Here is a 17359-nt window from a genome sequence, read left to right on the forward strand (position 1 = left end):
CGACATGGTTATCTCCAGGGCGGCTCAGTGCGCGCCGCCGGTGCGGCGCGGCTTCAATTCGGAATACAGATACGGCACCATCACCGCCGCAACCGTGCACAGCATCATGACCGCGCTTGCCGCCCCCATGCCGAGTTCGTTGCGCGTGAAGGTGAACGAATACATAAACGTCGAAGGCAATTCGGTCGCGTACCCGGGACCGGCTCCGGTCAACGCCACCACGAGCTCGTAGCTTTTGACGGCAAGATGCACGAGGATCACGAACGCCGAGATGAAAGCCGGGCGCAATTGCGGAATCACGATGCGGCGATAGATGGCGGGCATGCGTGCCCCATCGATCGATGCCGCTTTGATCATGTCTTGGTCGATCCCGCGCAGGCCGGCGAGAAACATCGCCATGACGAAGCCCGACGCCTGCCAGACGGCGGCAATAACGACCGTGTAAATTGCCATGCGATCGTCGATGATCCAGTCGAATTGGAAGCTCGACCAACCCCAATCGTGAAACAGCTTCGTGAGCCCGAGGCCCGGGTTCAAGATCCATTTCCAGGCCGTTCCCGTCACAATGAACGAAATCGCCATCGGATAAAGAAAGATCGCGCGCAGCGTGCCTTCGGCCCGGATGCGCTGGTCTAGCAGAATCGCCAAAAGGAGACCGAGCGCCATGCACAGAACGACATAGAGCGATGCGTAAATGCCCAGGTTGACGATGGCGACATGCCAGCGTGGATGAACCCAAACGCGGTGATACTGCGTCCACCCCGCGAAATGCAAGTTAGCGAATGTGCGCGATTTGGTGAAAGAGAGGACAGTCGTCCACGCGATGAATCCATAGACGAAAATCAGCGTTGCAATGAGCGTAGGCGAGAGCACAATCTTAGGAAGCATCTTCTCCAACGCGTTGAATCGGCTCGTTCGGCGCGACGCGCCAAGACGCACGCTTTGCGCCGCATCTCGAGCCGAAACGTGCGCGGCCTGTTGTGTCGTATGCATGGCAACCACCTTTGCTGCGAGGGCTAGGAATGCGCGCGGCGATGCGCCGCCGCGCGTTCGGCTAAGGTCGCGCGCTTTACTTGGCGTTCGCAACCGCGTCGACGAGCTGCTTCACCGCATCGGCCGACGATTGATTCGAATTGAAGAAGTTCGTCACGACGTCGTACACGGCGTTTTTCGGACCATCGGGCATAGCATGCCCATGGGCAAAGCTGCCAACCATCGTCCCGTTCTTGATGGCCGCCCGCAGGTCCGTCATCGACTTCTTCCCGCATTCGTCGAAGCCGTCCGCCGGCACGTCCAAGCGCGCGGGAATCGAACCTTTGATCTGGTTGAACGTAGCTTGCACGTTCTTATCCATGACCGTCGACGCGAACGCGTATTCACCGGGCAGACTGGCATCGCTCTTCTTGAAGGTCGCGAATTGATCGGTATTGAAGATGAAGTCGCCCTGCGTGCCCGGGTATTGGAAGCACAGATAATCGACGTTGGCCTTCTTGCCCGCGTTCGCGAACTCGCCTTTGGCCCAGTCGCCCATGATTTGCATGGCGGCTTTCCCGTTGATCACCATTGCCGTTGCGAGATTCCAATCGCGTCCCGGAAAACTCGGATCGACCATTCCCCGCAGCGCGCGCATTTGATCGAACGCCTTTTCCATCGTCTTCGAACCGAGCGCTTTCGGATCAAGATCGACGAGCGCCTGCGTGTAGAACTTCGGGCCGCCCGCCGACATCACAGCGCTGTCGAATAGGGTCGCTTCTTGCCACGGCTGTCCGCCGTGAGCCAACGGGATATAGCCGGCCTTGCGAATCGTAGCGGCGTCGGCGACAAGCTCGTCGAAGGTCTTCGGCGGCGTCAAATGAAGCTGATCGAAGATCTTCTTATTCGCCCAAATCCAGTTCGTGCGATGAATGTCGACCGGCACGGCAACCCAATGCCCATCCACCTTCGAGAAGCGTTGGATCGGACCCGGCACCAGCTTGTCCCACCCTTCCTTCGCCGCTACGGTGTCGAGATTCGTCAGCAAGTCTTCCGAAGCGTATTCGCCGATGGTGAACCCGAGCATCTGCATCGCCTCGGGCGGGTTGCCCGACGCCACGCGCGCTTTGAGGACCGTGCGGGCTGCTTCCCCGCCGCCCCCGGCGATCGGCGCATCCTTCCAGCCGAACCCGCGCTGCTTCACGCCGTCTTTCAGAACCGACAGTGCGCGGGCTTCGCCGCCGGACGTCCACCAATGCATGACTTCCACGGTCTTGCTATCGGCCGCCGCAGCCGCCGTGCTCGCGCAAACGGCGAGCGTCGCTACGAGTGCCCATACAGTTCGTTTCATCATCGTCTCGCTCCAAACGGTTTGTCTCTCTATCGGAGATGGTTATTGACCTGCGGGAGAGATCCCCTCGTGGGGGTCTCCCTTGCTGCTTAGTACTACTAAATGTTCTATTTAAGCCAAAACTGACGACGAGGGCCGATGTGCAACTGCACCGTCTTCGTCTCCGTGTAATCCTCGACCGCTTGCTTGCCGAGTTCGCGTCCCACTCCGCTCGCTTTGAAGCCGCCAAACGGTAGTTCCGGGTAGCCGTCGAGGAAGGTATTGACCCAGACGGTGCCGGCATCCACGCCGCGCGCGACCGTCAGACACGTGTCGATGTCCCGGCTCCAAACGGCTGCGGATAAGCCGTAGGCCGTATCGTTGGCGATCTCGATCGCGTGATCGGCGTCGCGAAACGCGATGACGCTGAGCACAGGCCCGAAGATCTCTTCTCTCGCCACGCTCATTTCGGGCGTTACGTCGGCGAGGATGGTCGGCTCCAGAAACAAGCCGCTGGCGTCGTCGTAGCGCCCGCCTCCGAGCCGGACGGTCGCACCCGCCGCAACGCCGAGCTCGATACGCTCGAGAATGTCGGCCATCTGCTGTTCGCTGACGATGGCGCCGACTTTCACGTCCGGATGCAGCGGATCGCCAACCGGCACGCGGCGCGCACGCTCGATCACGGCCTCAATGAACCGCTCGGCGATCGATTCGTGCACGATCACGCGGCTGCCGCTGTTGCAGCATTCGCCCGCATTGAAGTACACACCGAACACGACCGCGTCGATCATCGCCTCCCAGTCGCAATCGGGGAAGACGATCTGCGGATTCTTACCGCCTAGCTCGAGCGCCACCTTCTTGAGGCCTTTCGAGGCGACGCCCGCGAGCATCGAACCGACCGCCGTCGAACCGGTGAACGACAGCATGTCCACGTATTCGCTTTCCGCGAGCGGCTGCCCCACTTTCGAGCCCTTTCCGGTGACGACGTTGGCAACCCCGGCTGGCACGCCGGCTTGCTGCAGAATCTCCATGAGCATGACGGTCGTGCCGGACGTCAGTTCGCTGGGCTTGATGACGCAACTGCAGCCGGCCGCCAAGGCGAACGGCAACTTTTGGCACAGAATCCAAAGCGGGAAATTCCAAGGCGTGATGATGCCCACAACGCCGATCGGCTGACGTAGGACGAGGCCGATCATGTCATCGCCCAGCGTGTCGTATGCGTCGCCGCTTAGCGTTCGTGCCAGACTGGCCGCGTATTGCCAGAGATCGACGCATCCCGATACTTCCGCCCGGGCTTGCGCCAGCGGCTTGCCGTTCTCGAGCGATTCGATGAGCGCCAGTCGATCGACTTGCGCGGCGATGCCGTCCGCGACGGCCAGCAGCACGCGTGCCCTGTCGGCTCCCTTCATCTTTGCCCAAGGGCCACCGCGAAATGCCCGATGCGCCGCGTCGATCGCAGCTTGAGCGTCCTCGAGCGTTGCCGCGCTATAGCTCGATACGGTCTTACCGTGCGCGGGGCTCTTGCGTTCGACGCGCGCACCGTCGCTCGCTTCGCGCCATTGCCCATCGATAAAGAGCCGGCCATAATAAGGCTCGTATGCGGCAAGAGGCGTGCTTGTCAAAAGCGGCGCGAGGTCGGGCTTCAGTTCTACGGTCTTCATGTCAGTTGCCTTTGAATTGAGCCGGGCGCTTTTCGCGAAAGCTCGTCATGCCTTCGCGCGCATCGGCGGTGGTAGCGGCCAGCGCGCCCGCCATCGCTTCGAGCGTGACGGCCGTGCCTTCACCGGCGGCCGCGTTGATCAGTTGCTTGGTCAGTTGCACCGAAACCGGCGCGAGGCGCGCACTGCGTTGCGCTAGCTCCACTGCCGCAGCCAGCGCCCCACCCGGCTCGCTGACTTCGTCTGCGAGCCCGATTTCGAACGCACGCCGAGCGTCCATGCGCGTGCCGGTAAGCGCCAGCAGCTTTGCTTTGCTGGCTCCGATGATCGATACGAGCCGCTGGCTTCCCGACCAGCCGGGGCACGTGGCGATGCCCGCTTCGGGCAGTGCGAACATCGCGGCAGGGTCCGCCACGCGAAGATCGGCGGCAGCGGCCAGTTCCAGCCCACCGCCGAAAGCATGACCGCCCACGGCGGCAATCACGGGCAACCGCAACGTGGCCCAACGCGCGAAGACACGATGCCCGCGCGGCACCCACGCGCGCCACATATCGAGCGCGGCGAGTGCAGACCACTCGTTGATATCCGCACCGACGCAAAATGCCTTGCCGGCGCCTGTCAGTACGACGGCTCGATACTCGTTCGATGCATCGAGTTCGTCCGCGATGGCTTCGAGCCTAGTCAGCATCGCCGGCGTGAGCGCATTGAGTTTCTCGGGGCGCGCAAGCGTAACGATGGCGACGCTGCCGTTCGCTTCGAGCTTGATCGAATCGTATTCAGGCACGGCGAGGCTCCTTCAATTGCAGGCCATAGGGCGCGTCTTCGAATAGCGCGGCATCCATCGTTTTCAGATCGCTTGCAACGGCAAGCGGGAAGTCCGCTTGTTCGAGCACGTCGCGTCGCAAGTCGATGCCGGGTGCGACCTCGATCACTTCTAGGCCATCGGACGCGAGCCGCATGACGCAGCGCTCCGTCACGTAGCGCACCTCCTGGCCGCGCGCGCGCGCCATTGCGCCGCTGAACGTGACATGGTCGACCTCGCGCACGAACTTCCTGGAGCGGCCTTCTTTCTCGATCGTGAGGCGCCCGCCTCCGACGCTCAATTGCGCACCGGCCGTGAAAAAGCCCGAGAACACCAAGCGTTTCGCGTGCGTCGTGATGTCGATGAAGCCGCCGCAGCCGGCGGTCAGATACGGCTTGCTCGGCAGCCACGAGACGTTGACGTTTCCGCCGCGATCGATCTGCATGAACGAGAGCAACGAAATGTCGAATCCGCCGCCCTGGAAGTAGGTGAACTGCGTCGGCGACGGCACGATGGCATCCGCATTGGCCGAGCAGCCGAAGGCGAAGCCCAGCAAAGGCATCCCGCCCACCGCGCCCTGCTCGATGGCCCAGGTGACATGGCCGTCGAGTCCTTCTTCGAGCAGCACGCGCGGCACGTTCGCCGAGATGCCGAATCCGAGGTTGGCCGCATCGCCACGCGCGAGCTCCATCGCCGCTCGGCGTGCGATGACTTTTTCCGCGCACCAATCGCCGAATGAAAACGCGTCGTCCGCCACCTTGATCTCACCACTGATCGCCGGGTCGTAGTCGATCTGGGTCGTTTGCTTTTGCGCGGGATCGACGACGATGTAGTCGACCAGATTGCACGGGATGTGCACGCGGTGGGTAGGCAGCGAGCCTGCTTTGACGACGCGCTTGACCTGCGCGATGACGATCCCGCCGTTATTGCGCACGGCGAGCGCTTGCTCGCAACCGCCCAATAACGCGCCCTCGTGCTCGTAGGAAAGATTGCCGCGCTCGTCGGCCGTCGTCGCACGGATGATGGCTACGCGCGGAACGATGTTGGGGAAGAAGAGCCACGGTTCGCCTTCGAAATCCACCTTGCGGACGATGGGCTCGCCTTGCGAACGCGCATTCATCGCGCCGCCCTGACGCGCCGGATCGACGAAGGTATCCAGGCCCACTTTCGTCAATACGCCGGGGCGCTTCGCGGCTGCGTCGCGGTGCATGTCGAACAGGACCCCGCTCGGCAAGTTATAGGCGCGGATCTCGTTGCCGCCGATCATGCGCCAAATCTCGGGCATCGGCAGGCTCGACGGCCCGCTCGGCAGCGAACCGGCGACGACCGTGTCGATGAGTCCGGGCTTGGCGAGGTGGTCGATACCCTTGATGCCGTACATATCTCCAGCCGCGATCGGATGCAGCAACGTGAGCCGCTGCGGATGCCCCTCTTGTTGGAAGCGTGTCCCGATCGCGGCGAGCATTGCATCGGGACATCCCAATCCGCTCGACGAACTGACGGTAACGACGTCGCCGTCGCCGATGAGGCGCGCCGCCGCGGCCGCCGGCACCACTTTGCTTGAACGCACGTTCTGACTCCTAGTTTCGTTTCAATGCGCGAATTGCCGAGAGACGGCCACGCGTTCGCCGCGCAAGGCCGACTGCTCGAGTGCGAGGGCCGCCGCTAGAGAGCGGAACCCGTCCTCGCCCGTCGCTGCCGGTGGTTCGCCCGATAACACGGCGCGATGGAATTGCTCGACGGCGGTCACATAAAGGTTGCGGTGCACGACGGGGATCGCTTGCACGCCGCGCTCCGAGCGCAGCTCGATTTCCCCGGCCGCTCGTTGCGTCATCACGTCCCGTGCGATCAAGGAGCCGGCGCTGCCGTGCACTTCTAGGCCTGTGGGCGCATAGGGCACCGTGAAGGCGTCATGGATCTGGGCGAGCACGCCGTTGTCGAAGCGGATGATGCCCATCACGCCATCGGCGAGTCCGTCGTGCGCCATGCCCGAGGATGCGGTCATGGCCATGACTTCGACGGGCTCGGCATCGAGGACGAATCGCAAGGTGTCCGCGTCGTGCACCGAGATGTCGAGCACGACCCCGCCCCCTGCCTCTTTCCGATCGATGCGCCAACCGCGCAAATGCGGCGGCAGCGAAACGGCATGAAACACGCGCGCATAAAGCGGCGTGCCGATCTCCCCGGCGCGAATGAGTTCGCGCAGGCGCCGATGCGTGGCTGCGCAACGCAGATGATGATTGGTGGCGAGCACGACACCCGCCGCGGCGCATGCCTCGATCATTTTTTCGGCGTCGGGCTGCGACAGCGCGAGCGGCTTTTCGCACAGGACGTGTTTGCGGGCGGCGGCCGCCGCCATCACTTGCGGGAGGTGCTTTTCGTTGGTGCTGCTGATGTAGACGGCGTCGATCGTCGAATCGGCCAACACGCTCTCGAGCGCCGCGCTGGCATGCTCGATCGAATGCTTCTGGGCGAACTCTTGCGCGCGCTCCGTGCTTCCACTCACCACGGCCTTGACGAGGCCGTCGCTTTGCGCACGGATGGCATCGACCATCCACTCGTCCGCGATGGTGCTCGCTCCGACCAGCGCCCAACTTATCGTCTTCGTCATGTCGTCCTCCATCTATTTATTGGAACGTTCCAATTCGCTCGTTGGATCGTTCCAACGAACTGTAGTAGACTCCCCCTACGATGTCAAACGCTTTTTGGAACGTGCCAATTGTGCAAAGCAATGTGAAATCTGGTCCGACGATTCAGGACATCGCCGCGGCTGCGGGGGTTTCAAAGTCGACGGTGTCGCTCGTGCTGCAGCAAAGCCCGAAAATTCGCGCCGAGACCGCCGAGAAAGTACGCGAAGCGGCGCGCGCGCTCGGCTATGTGTACAACCGAGGCGCCGCTACCCTACGTGGCCGACGAAGCACGACCATCGGGATGGTCATCAACGATCTGACGAACCCTTTCTTTGTCGAGCTGTTGGTGGCCATCGAGCGGGTGCTGGCGCAATCGGGCTATACGACGCTCATGGCCCACACGGCGGAAAGCGTCGAGATGCAAACCCGCGTTTTACAGTCGATGCGCGAACAGAACGTTGCCGGGCTCGTGATGTCGCCCGCGCTCGGCACACCGGATTCGCTTCCTGCCGAGATTCGCTCGTGGGGCATTCCGCTGGTGCTCGTGATGCGTCCGATGGGCACTGACGTCGATACGATCGGCGTGGATAACTTCGTGGGATTTCAACTTGCGACCGAGCATCTGATCGAGCGAGGCCATACCCGCATTGCGTTTGCCGGAAATCGGGCTGGCTATACGGTGGCAACGCAGCGCCGGCAGGGATACTTGCAGGCGATGGCCAAGCACGGTTTGAGCGTCGACCCGCAGTGGATCATCGATGTCGAATTAACGCCCGAGGGGGGACGTCAGGCCGTGCGCGCGATCTTCGATTTGGCTTTTCCGCCGACTGCCGTGGTTTGCTACAACGATCAGGTCGCGTTCGGCGTACTGCGCGAGCTCGATCGGATGGGCAAGCGTGCGGGTAAGGCGCTGGCCGTGGTGGGTTGCGACAATGTCGTTGCTTCGGAGCATACCAATCCACCGCTTACTACTCTGTCGGCTGGTGCGGATACGCTGGGCACGATTGCGAGCGAGACGCTACTTTCGCGGCTGGAGGCGTCCGCGGATGATGGGAAACCGATCGTGCAGTATTTCGCGACGCCCAAACTTGTCGTGCGGGAGTCTAGTGTCGGATCCGGAGAGAGGCATCATCGGGCCGCGAAAGGCGATGGCCGGGCACGGGGGGCGGCGTAATAGGTGATGCGCGATTCGGTGCGTTTTAGCGTGAGGGGCGGCTGGGATTTGGGAGATTTTTGACAACGAAGGGGTAACGCCTTGATCAATAGGGGGACATTTTTGTGTCGGCGGGCGCCGGTATCAAATGCGTTGTCTCGCAAGGTCGAAGCCGAAGACGGCCATGCGGCACGCCCGCAACCGACCCACAAGGGACAGTCGGGGCGACTCAAAGCGGACGCTCATCGGTTGCTCGGTCGAGTGATAGCGTCGCTGGTAAATCATTCCGCAGCAATGACGCCTATAGGTCCCTTCTCGTGTGAGGCACTTGGCCAGCGGCTAACAGGGCAACGCAACGATCGGCGAAGGCGACTGGCACAGCGAGTGCACCCAAATGCCGGGCTCGCGTCAGGCCAACATAGAGGACGCGCTTGGCCTCTGAATCGGTGCGGGCTTCCCAAGATTCAAACAGGGCCTCCCCTCGGTTTTCAGGGGCACGATTGGGTGGAATCACGACGCACACGGCGCCATATTCACGGCCTTTCGCCTCGTGAATCTTGGCGCATCTAAGACCGAGATCGAGCGCCATTTGAAGATGGTTAGACCATCGTGCATTGGTCGGTCGCCGAAAGAAATTCCGTACGGTCACGCCGGCGGGCAGCGGCAGGTTCAGCCGTTCTGTCTCGGCGTGCACACGGGCAATCCAGGCGAGCCGATCAGCATCGGCATTTCCACACGCTTTGGGAAGACTCATAAGGAAACCCAGCGCGCATCTTCGATGTGCGCGCCGATCGATTCCAATACGCTGGACCGTTCGCACCAGATGCTCGTTCGGCTGACGTAGCCCCATGAGGTCCAGAAGCAACGTCTCTATCGCCTGAACCACCGCCTCCCTCGATCGCACCGTCGCGGCAGGTGACCAGAACTCCGCCACTTTGCAAGCCAGCAGCTCGATCCGCGAGTTGCCGTTCGAACCGCTGAGAGCCACGCCAGCGGCACGTTGCGCGACCTTGCCTGAATGCGCAAGGATGACCGCGTCAGTTGAATCTAAACCAAGTTCCGCAATCCGATTCAAGAAGGCCTGACCGATCGTTGCACTCGGGGCTCGACCTCCATATGTCAGAAGCAAAGCGGGATGTGCAACATTGGCGGTGTCGCCGACAGACTGATCCACCCGGCCAGCGCTTTTGAGTGTGGCGGCTAGACGGCAGACCGCAGGACTGCTACGAAAATTGCCCGTTAACCCTCGATGTGATTCATCAGGGTAAGTCTCCTTAAATTCCTGAACACCTGCAGGATTGCCGTTGCGGAATTCGTAGATCGCTTGGTCTGGGTCACAGACGAAAGTGACATGCACGCCGTACTCTCGGAGCCACGAGAGAATTTGCAAATCAAGCGGATTGCAATCTTGGCCTTCGTCCACCATGACTTCGTGAAAACGTGCCGCCAGTGCCCGGCCAAGTGCCCCGCCGTTCAAAGGATCAAGAATCAGCCGCAGCGTCTGAACGCGGGCATCGTTGGCGCTCAGATAGCCGGCCTGCAGCAAGCCCCGTCGCCGACGTGCCGCTGCCTGCTGATATTTGGCTTGATGCTGGCGAACATGGTTTTGCAATCCGGTGTGCCCGATCCTCCCCGGATTAATGACATTGGTTTCTGGGTCGAATAGATCTAGGCTCACTGGGTCGCCGCGGAAGGCGAATTGCCCCGACAACCGAATCTCTATGCCGAGCGTATCCCAACTATCGAGGATGATCGGTCGTGTCGTGCTTGTTGCCGCGCAGCCCGGCAGCACCACGAAATTCCGAACGAAAGCATCGAGCGTTCCCATGAAACTGGGATGCTTCAGGAGTGAGGCGAGCCCTGCGGCGTGGCAGCGTTCCCGAAACTCGTCGACGGCTGAGTTCGTGAACGAAAGTACCGCCACGCCGCGACGCGGTGGCAGCGTGGCTGCTATATTTGCCAGGCGAGCAATGATCGTGCGGGTCTTTCCGGCGCCTGGGCAGGCATGCACGAAAGCGCCACCGACGTGCGTGGCGAATGCCTCCTGCTCTGCCGTCAAACCTTGAATGCCGGTCATGCTTGCGCAGCGCCACGAATCGCGTCGGCAAGATATATCGGTACGACAAACGGTTCACCCGCCGCGATACGTGAAGCGATGGCCTGGGCCAAGTCACCCTTGCGAGTCTTCTTCGCCTCAATCAGCTTGAGGAACGCATCGGGACGGTCTTGCAGTGGGACACCCTCGATCCGATCCGTCCAGTCGCGACGCGAATTGCGATGCAGACGAAGAAACACGCTCTTTAGAAATGCCTCGTTTCCAGCGTTGAAAATCTCATGCTCCAACGTGTGCTGATTAGTCAGCACCATCAGCGCCTGCTGCGCACCATGCTTCGCTGCGAGGTTTTCCAGATCGATCTTCCGATTCCCCAGCACCGTTGGGTCCGCGTCGGTGATCACGATCAGCCGGTCAGCGATCCGTGCGTCGCCATGCGGCCGAAGTAGTACCTCGATGTAGGGACGGAAATCCACGCCCTCGATCGGCACGATAACCGTTCCCTTGAACCGGAGCCATCCATCAGCGTCACCGGCGAGAACAAGATTTTGTGCCAACACCGGCAACAGCAGCGCCTCAGCGATTCCTTCCACCAAGATGGCCCTATCGCCGAACAGCAGCGCAGAGCGAGTCACGTCCAGATAGCGGCTGATCTTATCCAGTGTCTTTGGCTTGAGCCCCAGTTCGGCGATGGGCACGCTCACCGATTCAGAGACCGCCCCTCCATTTTTGTCGCGACGACGCGAACGCATGACCACCAGATGTGTCGGAGAAACCCAGGCGGTCAGATTCGGCGAATGGGTCGTCACGACGATCTGGATGCGGCCTTCCGGTTTGCCGGCCTCGATTGCACGATCAGCCGATTGGCGTGCTTGGTCCAGAAGAAATTCGAGCACTAGCACTTGCAACTGCGGGTGCAGATGTGCTTCCGGCTCTTCGACAAGAAAGATTGTGAGGTCCGCTTCCTTGGCCTTCGCCAACTCGACGACCACCGTGGCCATGTAGAGCAGATTGGAGTAGCCCAAACCAGAAGCCCGAATGTCTTCTGGTGCGAGGCCAGAGTCGGCCAAGCGAAACCGCAAGTCGCGAGCGACATCGAGCAGGGTCTCGGTGGCGAAGTCCAAGGCTGCCGATTGCGGGCGGACCCCATTGGTCAGCATTCCCAGAGCGGTGCCGATTTCCGTGTTCATCGTGGTCAGGATATCGGGTCTGTTCTCCGCGCGCCTAACGCCAGCAAGGAAATCTTGTTCTTGATCCTTCGGCAGGAAGTGCCGCAGTAGTGCCATAACCCGTGTGCCGCTGCCCGTGCCAAGCGCCTGATGCGCGTCGCGCAATGGCGGCAGGTAGACATGCCGGATCAGGTCAATGGAGCCGGCCTCCGGCTCGTTGGTGTCGAAGCGTCCGGCCCAGGCAGTGATCTTGCCACGGGGCGCACGCTCGGATCGCGGCTCATACCGATAGCCGAAGACGGCTTCGTTCTTAGTGGGATCAGGGACTGCGGAGATTAGCAATCCTTTCAGTGTGTCGCCGAGTTCTCGGAAGACACCTTCGATCTGAAAGCTCGGGACGGTCGCGTTGCGTCGGACGTCTTCATCCTCCGGATATCGCTCCCGGCGTCCGCTCAACGGCAAGGTGAGCAACCGAATAGCGTCGATGACGTTGGACTTACCACCATTGTTCTCACCGACCAAGACGGTCAGATCGGCGCGAAGGCTGACGGTCACATTGTCGCAGGACCGGAAACGCGAAATTTTCAAACTGCCCAAGTGCATGAAATCTCCCTTACCGTCTCAACCTGCCGCGATATCTCTTTGTGCGCGGCTGTTCAGGCATTCTATCGGTCGCGTTCCCTGCATCGCTTAATCACTAGGTTATTGGCCGCTCTTTGTCCGGTGAGGTCCGATTCAATGGTTGCATCTCCGAAAAACCACGACTCCGGCCACTGCCCGACAAGCTGACTCCGGTACGCGGTCTCGCTCAAGGGAACCTCGACCGTTACGCCTGCGCCGCATACAGCCGACTTCCGGCGAGGCGATCGATGCAATGCTCGTGCTCAGGGTGGGGGACGGAGAATCCAGATTGTCGCCAGTTTATATCGTGAGAGCGAACCGCCGTTCATGGCCGAACCCGGCTCCGCGACGAACCGCCAAGACTATCGTTGTCGTTCTTGCTCACGGCGATAGGTTCGGGTCTGTTCTTGCTCCTGGTCGCCTTCTGCTCGCTCAGCGGGCATGTCGAGCACTAAGGCGAGACAGGAACTCGCGTCAGTTGATGTTCGGCAAGAGGCGGCACATTCAAGTATGGGGCGATTCCGGCGCGCCTGATTTTTCCGCGAATAGGATTAGTATGAGGGGCGAGCGGCTGCGGAAAGTCGGATGGCTGCTAACCGAAGCGCAACAAGACAAACATTGCGGAAACCGAACCAGCGCGTCACTATGGCCTACTTCATCGATCTCTTCTCGCCAGAAACCTACCTTGCGTTCGCTCGGTCGACGCGCGACATTTCCGGGTTTCGGATTCGCCACAAGAACACAGCGGAGAAAATCAAGCGTGGGGACGTCTTTGTTTGCTACCTGACCAAACTCTCGCGCTGGTTCGCTCTGCTGGAGGTCGTTGAGGGGCCGTTCATAGATGACGCGCCAATATTCCTATCCGAAAACGATCCCTTCGTCGTGCGGTTCCGAGTGCGTCCGACTATTTGGCTCGACATCGACAAAGGCATTCCGATTCATGACCGGTCAGTCTGGGAGCGATTGTCATTTACGCGCGACCTGAAGGAAGGCGGCATCGCGTGGACCGGCAAGGTCCGAAGCAGCCTTGTGCAACTCGGCGAACAGGACGGAGCCTTCCTTGCGGAACGGCTGGCGGCCCAGGCCCTCGAGCGCAAGACCTATCCGCTGGACGAGCGGGACAAGCGCAACGTTGCCACGCACACTGTAAATCGCCCCGACAAGGTTGTCACAGTGAGCGTGCCCGAGGACGCAGATGTTGTTGAGCCGACCGAACGGATTACGGTTCCTCCGGATACAGAGGCCCGCGAATCCATCCGCATGCAAGCTGAGCTAGCCAATATCGGCGCGAAGATGGGGATGAAGATCTGGATTCCCCGAGCTGATCGAGGCGGTGTTCTCCGAGCGTGGGCCGATGAAGGCGGCGTGCTGCTTGATCGATTGCCTCTCAATTATGACGAGACGACCCTGCGAACGATTGAGCAGATTGACGTTCTTTGGCTCAAGGGCCGATCGATTGTTCGCGCCTTTGAGGTCGAGCACACGACCTCGGTGTATTCCGGCATTCTTCGCATGGCCGATCTTGTGGCGCTTCAGCCCAACATGAACATCAAGCTCCACATCGTCGCACCCGAGTCAAGGCGGGATAAGGTCTTTCAGGAGATTCGGCGGCCGGTGTTTTCTCTGCTCGAAAAAGGTCCTCTCGCGGAATATTGCACATACCTGTCGTATGCCAGTCTTCACAAGTTGGCCGAGCAAGAGCACCTTTCACATATGTCGGAAACCGTACTTGACGAATACGAGGAGGAAGCTGAGTAAGCTTGCCGCCCTTTCGCCGACAGGTGAGGCGACCTCTGCGTTAGCGTCTGCGGTGCGCATCGTCGCCGACGTGCTCAGTCGGCAGGTATGGCCGGTCGCTGTCGGTCGCGAAGGGCAGCGGGCGACCCGTTTCGGCCTTTCGCTCAAGAGTGGTCGAGCGGCTGCTCCCAAAGTACAGCAGTCTTTCACATCCTCGTGGCACGACTACCCGTAATCTCTGACAAGCTTGTTGCAACTCGTACTATTCCTCCCGGTTTCTCTCAGCTTCGAGTGCGGTGAAACGCTCACGCAATCTCTTGCGCAACTCCTCCTCTGTTGCCCATTGGATAAAGCGATGCCCTTGAAGGTCGAAGTGCACCTTTTCGGCTCTATTTGCGAGTAATATTATGTCTTTGCCAAGAGCGTGCGCAAACCCGGTTTCGTAGTAGCAGTTCGGTCGTGCACCTGTGAGATCGCAAAGCACGTACTTGCTCTCAGCAAGCCCCTCTAGTATCTGATCTGAAATCTTTCCAGAGTCCTGTACTTCGTCTATACGCAAACACGTGAGGCCAAATTCCTTGGCGACCACCTTATAGGCTCCCTCATAGGCCGAATCCAATATTTCGTCACCAAATTTCATGACAACAAACACCTGCATCTTGGGGGGATGCAGTGCTTTCTGGATGAGCGATGACAGCCCCTTGGATGTACCTTGTGCCTGAACCCTGCCGATAATTTCCGCCGAGCAGTCGTTCTCTACGAAGGACGGCTCCTTCATTTGATCTATCAGACTTTGGTCTTCTTTTACCTTCAGATTGGTTTTTGTGCGATACACCTTCAAGAACGTCGCAGTCTTCATGTTGAAGAGACGCTCGCCCTTCAAGAGAATGACTTGACCGTTCACAAACGGAACTACGACCTTCTCGATTATGGATTCCTCGGAGTAGTTGTAGAAGAAATACGAATTTGAACCGTAATCTAACCGTGCGTGATATTTCATTGTATGGGTTTAGTGTTTATGCGATTTTATAAACGAAAACTAGCAACGCCCTTGCTCCTAAGCAAATGGAGCGCTTCGTTGCGAAGACGACAGGTGATCATTATGACTGGTAATTTCTTCGATGTCGTCAGAGTCGAGGATTCCCGGTGCGCGAATTTATCCTCTTTGCCAAAGCGTCGCTACCTACACGTCAGCTTGTCCGTCGCTGTTAAGGGTTATTGGATGCCTGCCCTCATTCACGAGTCCGTGAGCAAGCGGTGGCGCCTGCGGGCAGGCGTCGGATAAGCCCCAAGGAAGGAAACCGCGGAGTGGCCCGACGCGGTCGGCGTGGTACGCGGTTATGGCGATTGTTCGATGGGGCCGGTGAGCGGAGCGGGATGAGGATGGGCGAAGCTGGCGGCCGGATGAGCGCGGATGGGAGGAGGCAGCCAGACAGACGCACCCCGACAGGGTTTGAGCGCAGGTGCGTGACGGTGCGTCAAGCGGGATGCACAACGGTCCGCTCGTGGGCCGCATTGCCGCGAAGCCAACGGTGGGATTGCTGATCGCAGAGGCATGGCGCTCATGGTTGGCCTGGTGGTGCGCGAATCGGCGCGGTGCGCGCGAGGATGTCGATGACGATCATCGGTGCGCCGCAATGGCGGCAGATGAAGGCGGGCCGGCTGGCGGTGAGCGTGTCGTGCGGAGCGGGGTCGACCTCGGGCACGACATCGAGCAGTTTACGTACCTTCGCGAGATTGGCGCGACGTACGGGGTTGGCGAGCAATCCGTAATGGCGGATGCGATGGAAACCGGTAGGCCGCACGTGGAGCAGGAAGCGGCGCATGAACTCGCCAGGCTCCAGCGTCATGGTCTTGTAGCGGGTGCGGCCCTGGGCGCGGTAGTCCTTCCAGCGGAACATCACGCCGCGCTGGTCGAGGGCGACCAGGCGCTGGTTGGAGATCGCGACGCGGTGCGTATAGCGCGACAGGTACGCGAGCACGGCTTGCGGCCCGGCAAAGGGGCGCTTGGCGTACACGAACCAGTCGCACGCCCGGAGCGGCGCGAGCCACCGGGCGAAGGCGGCGGGATCGGCGAGCGGCGCATCCTCGCCGAAGAACTTCAATTGACCCTGTCGATGGACCTGAGCCAGCGCGTCGAGGAAGCGCCTGCGGAACAGGCGCGACAGAACGCGCACCGGCAGGAAGAAGCCAGGCCGGCAGGCGATCCAGCGCTCGCCGTTGGCGCTACGGCGTTTGGCCAGACGTTACGGCGTAACGCAGCGGGAAATGCTGGAACAACTGATCGCAGGCGCCGACGATCCAATCATCTCGACGCTAGAACCCGGCACGCCCGCGTGGGCCGAATACTTCGGCGCGGCCGTTACTGCGTAACACTCTAGAAATCGGCTTGCAGCGTCCCGATTCATCCCTGATCGTGATCGCTCTCGCTATAATCCATCCATCGCGCAACACCACCTTCCAGACTGATCACGATCGCCGAAATGGCTGATCATGATCGCCGAAATCCGCAGTCTCAACATCTCTGGTCGAACTGGCTCAAAGCGTAGCCGGTGAAAACAAAAAAGGCCGCCAGCTATTGCTGCGTCGTCTGTGGCGCCGGTCGCAATTACTTTGGCGCCCGACGAGAACCGAGCGATCCGCGGTGGCGCGATTGACGTGCGTTTTTGCAAGCGCGCGTCTGTAAAATCACCATCTGTAGGCCGTCGAACGGGGTTCCGCGGCCTGCGCTCGGAATTTTGCATGTTCTGTGGCACAAACAGCGGTTTCTTTCACTTATGCTGTCACGGTCTGTGCGATTGCGTGTCATCCTTAGCGAAAAAATCGAGCAAATTCAACGGTTCTCCTTTCACTTTCTGTGTCACCCGACACGACAACCAGATCGAAGTGATGGCGACCGAGAGTGCACATCACAGTGCCTTCTTGCACCGGCCTTGTAGGCGCAAACTGGAAATTTTCACATTCTGTATTGCGCACGCCGACGTAATTTCACTAAACGATGTCATGAACAGAAGCGCTCGGTCAGGTAGGGCGTTCGGACGGCGTGGCCGGTTCCCTGAGAGGAACATTGCAAGCTGAGCGGCCGGTTACCGACTAGAACCGACGGCTGAATGTCTGTGCGATGGTCCCAGCGAATGACGCTTCATGGCCGAACCCGGGCCGATGACGAACGCACCAAACCGACCAGTCGCGGCCTTTCAAACTTCAAGCGGATTTTCGGCGTCCGTCGCGCTT

The 17359-nt window shown here is 60.3% G+C and carries 11 protein-coding genes and 1 pseudogene; 2 read left to right on the forward strand and 10 right to left on the reverse strand.

Annotated features, from left to right (window positions below; translation table 11 throughout):
- Window positions 1-24: 24 nt before the first annotated feature.
- The 6 genes from MMB74_RS09930 to MMB74_RS09955 form a co-directional block, all read right to left on the reverse strand.
- Entirely contained in the window at window positions 25-888 is an 864-nt protein-coding gene (locus MMB74_RS09930) for a sugar ABC transporter permease (protein WP_277428627.1), read from the reverse strand.
- A gap of 181 nt (window positions 889-1069) precedes the next feature.
- Window positions 1070-2326: an ABC transporter substrate-binding protein gene (locus MMB74_RS09935; protein ID WP_277428455.1), complete on the reverse strand. Its 1257-nt coding sequence runs from the start codon at window positions 2324-2326 to the stop codon at window positions 1070-1072.
- Between the two features lie 104 nt (window positions 2327-2430).
- The gene (locus tag MMB74_RS09940; RefSeq protein ID WP_277428456.1) at window positions 2431-3963 is read right to left on the reverse strand and encodes an aldehyde dehydrogenase family protein; all 1533 of its coding nucleotides are present in this window, start codon (window positions 3961-3963) and stop codon (window positions 2431-2433) included.
- Between the two features lies 1 nt (window position 3964).
- Entirely contained in the window at window positions 3965-4744 is a 780-nt protein-coding gene (locus MMB74_RS09945) for an enoyl-CoA hydratase/isomerase family protein (RefSeq protein WP_277428457.1), read from the reverse strand.
- Window positions 4737-6332, reverse strand: coding sequence for an acyl CoA:acetate/3-ketoacid CoA transferase (locus MMB74_RS09950; protein ID WP_277428458.1), 1596 nt, complete (start codon window positions 6330-6332; stop codon window positions 4737-4739). Before MMB74_RS09950 ends, MMB74_RS09945 begins: the two co-directional genes overlap by 8 nt.
- A 21-nt stretch (window positions 6333-6353) precedes the next feature.
- Window positions 6354-7373, reverse strand: a complete 1020-nt coding sequence (locus tag MMB74_RS09955; RefSeq protein ID WP_277428459.1) for a Gfo/Idh/MocA family oxidoreductase — start codon at window positions 7371-7373, stop codon at window positions 6354-6356.
- 122 nt (window positions 7374-7495) lie between these two features.
- Between MMB74_RS09955 and MMB74_RS09960 the strand changes: the two genes are divergently transcribed.
- Window positions 7496-8566, forward strand: coding sequence for a LacI family DNA-binding transcriptional regulator (locus tag MMB74_RS09960; protein ID WP_277428460.1), 1071 nt, complete (start codon window positions 7496-7498; stop codon window positions 8564-8566).
- 280 nt (window positions 8567-8846) lie between these two features.
- Here MMB74_RS09960 and MMB74_RS09965 read toward each other — a convergent pair whose 3' ends face one another.
- Both MMB74_RS09965 and MMB74_RS09970 read right to left on the reverse strand, forming a co-directional pair.
- Complete coding sequence (locus MMB74_RS09965) at window positions 8847-10622, reverse strand: ATP-dependent helicase (protein ID WP_277428461.1); 1776 nt, start codon at window positions 10620-10622, stop codon at window positions 8847-8849.
- Window positions 10619-12370, reverse strand: a complete 1752-nt coding sequence (locus MMB74_RS09970; protein WP_277428462.1) for an AAA family ATPase — start codon at window positions 12368-12370, stop codon at window positions 10619-10621. The genes MMB74_RS09965 and MMB74_RS09970 overlap by 4 nt, the downstream gene beginning before the upstream one ends.
- 663 nt (window positions 12371-13033) lie before the next feature.
- Here MMB74_RS09970 and MMB74_RS09975 point away from each other — a divergent pair.
- Entirely contained in the window at window positions 13034-14146 is a 1113-nt protein-coding gene (locus MMB74_RS09975; protein ID WP_277428463.1) for a hypothetical protein, read from the forward strand.
- 241 nt (window positions 14147-14387) lie between these two features.
- On the opposite strand, the gene MMB74_RS09980 is transcribed toward MMB74_RS09975, so the two are convergent.
- Entirely contained in the window at window positions 14388-15125 is a 738-nt protein-coding gene (locus tag MMB74_RS09980) for a hypothetical protein (protein WP_277428464.1), read from the reverse strand.
- Window positions 15126-15687: 562 nt separating this feature from the next.
- Window positions 15688-16353, reverse strand: a pseudogene (locus MMB74_RS09985) (transposase); the annotation flags it as partial.
- Window positions 16354-17359: the final 1006 nt, after the last annotated feature.

The sequence above is a fragment of the Trinickia sp. Y13 genome (genome assembly GCF_029522115.1).
In the GTDB taxonomy this organism is placed as follows: Bacteria; Pseudomonadota; Gammaproteobacteria; order Burkholderiales; family Burkholderiaceae; genus Trinickia.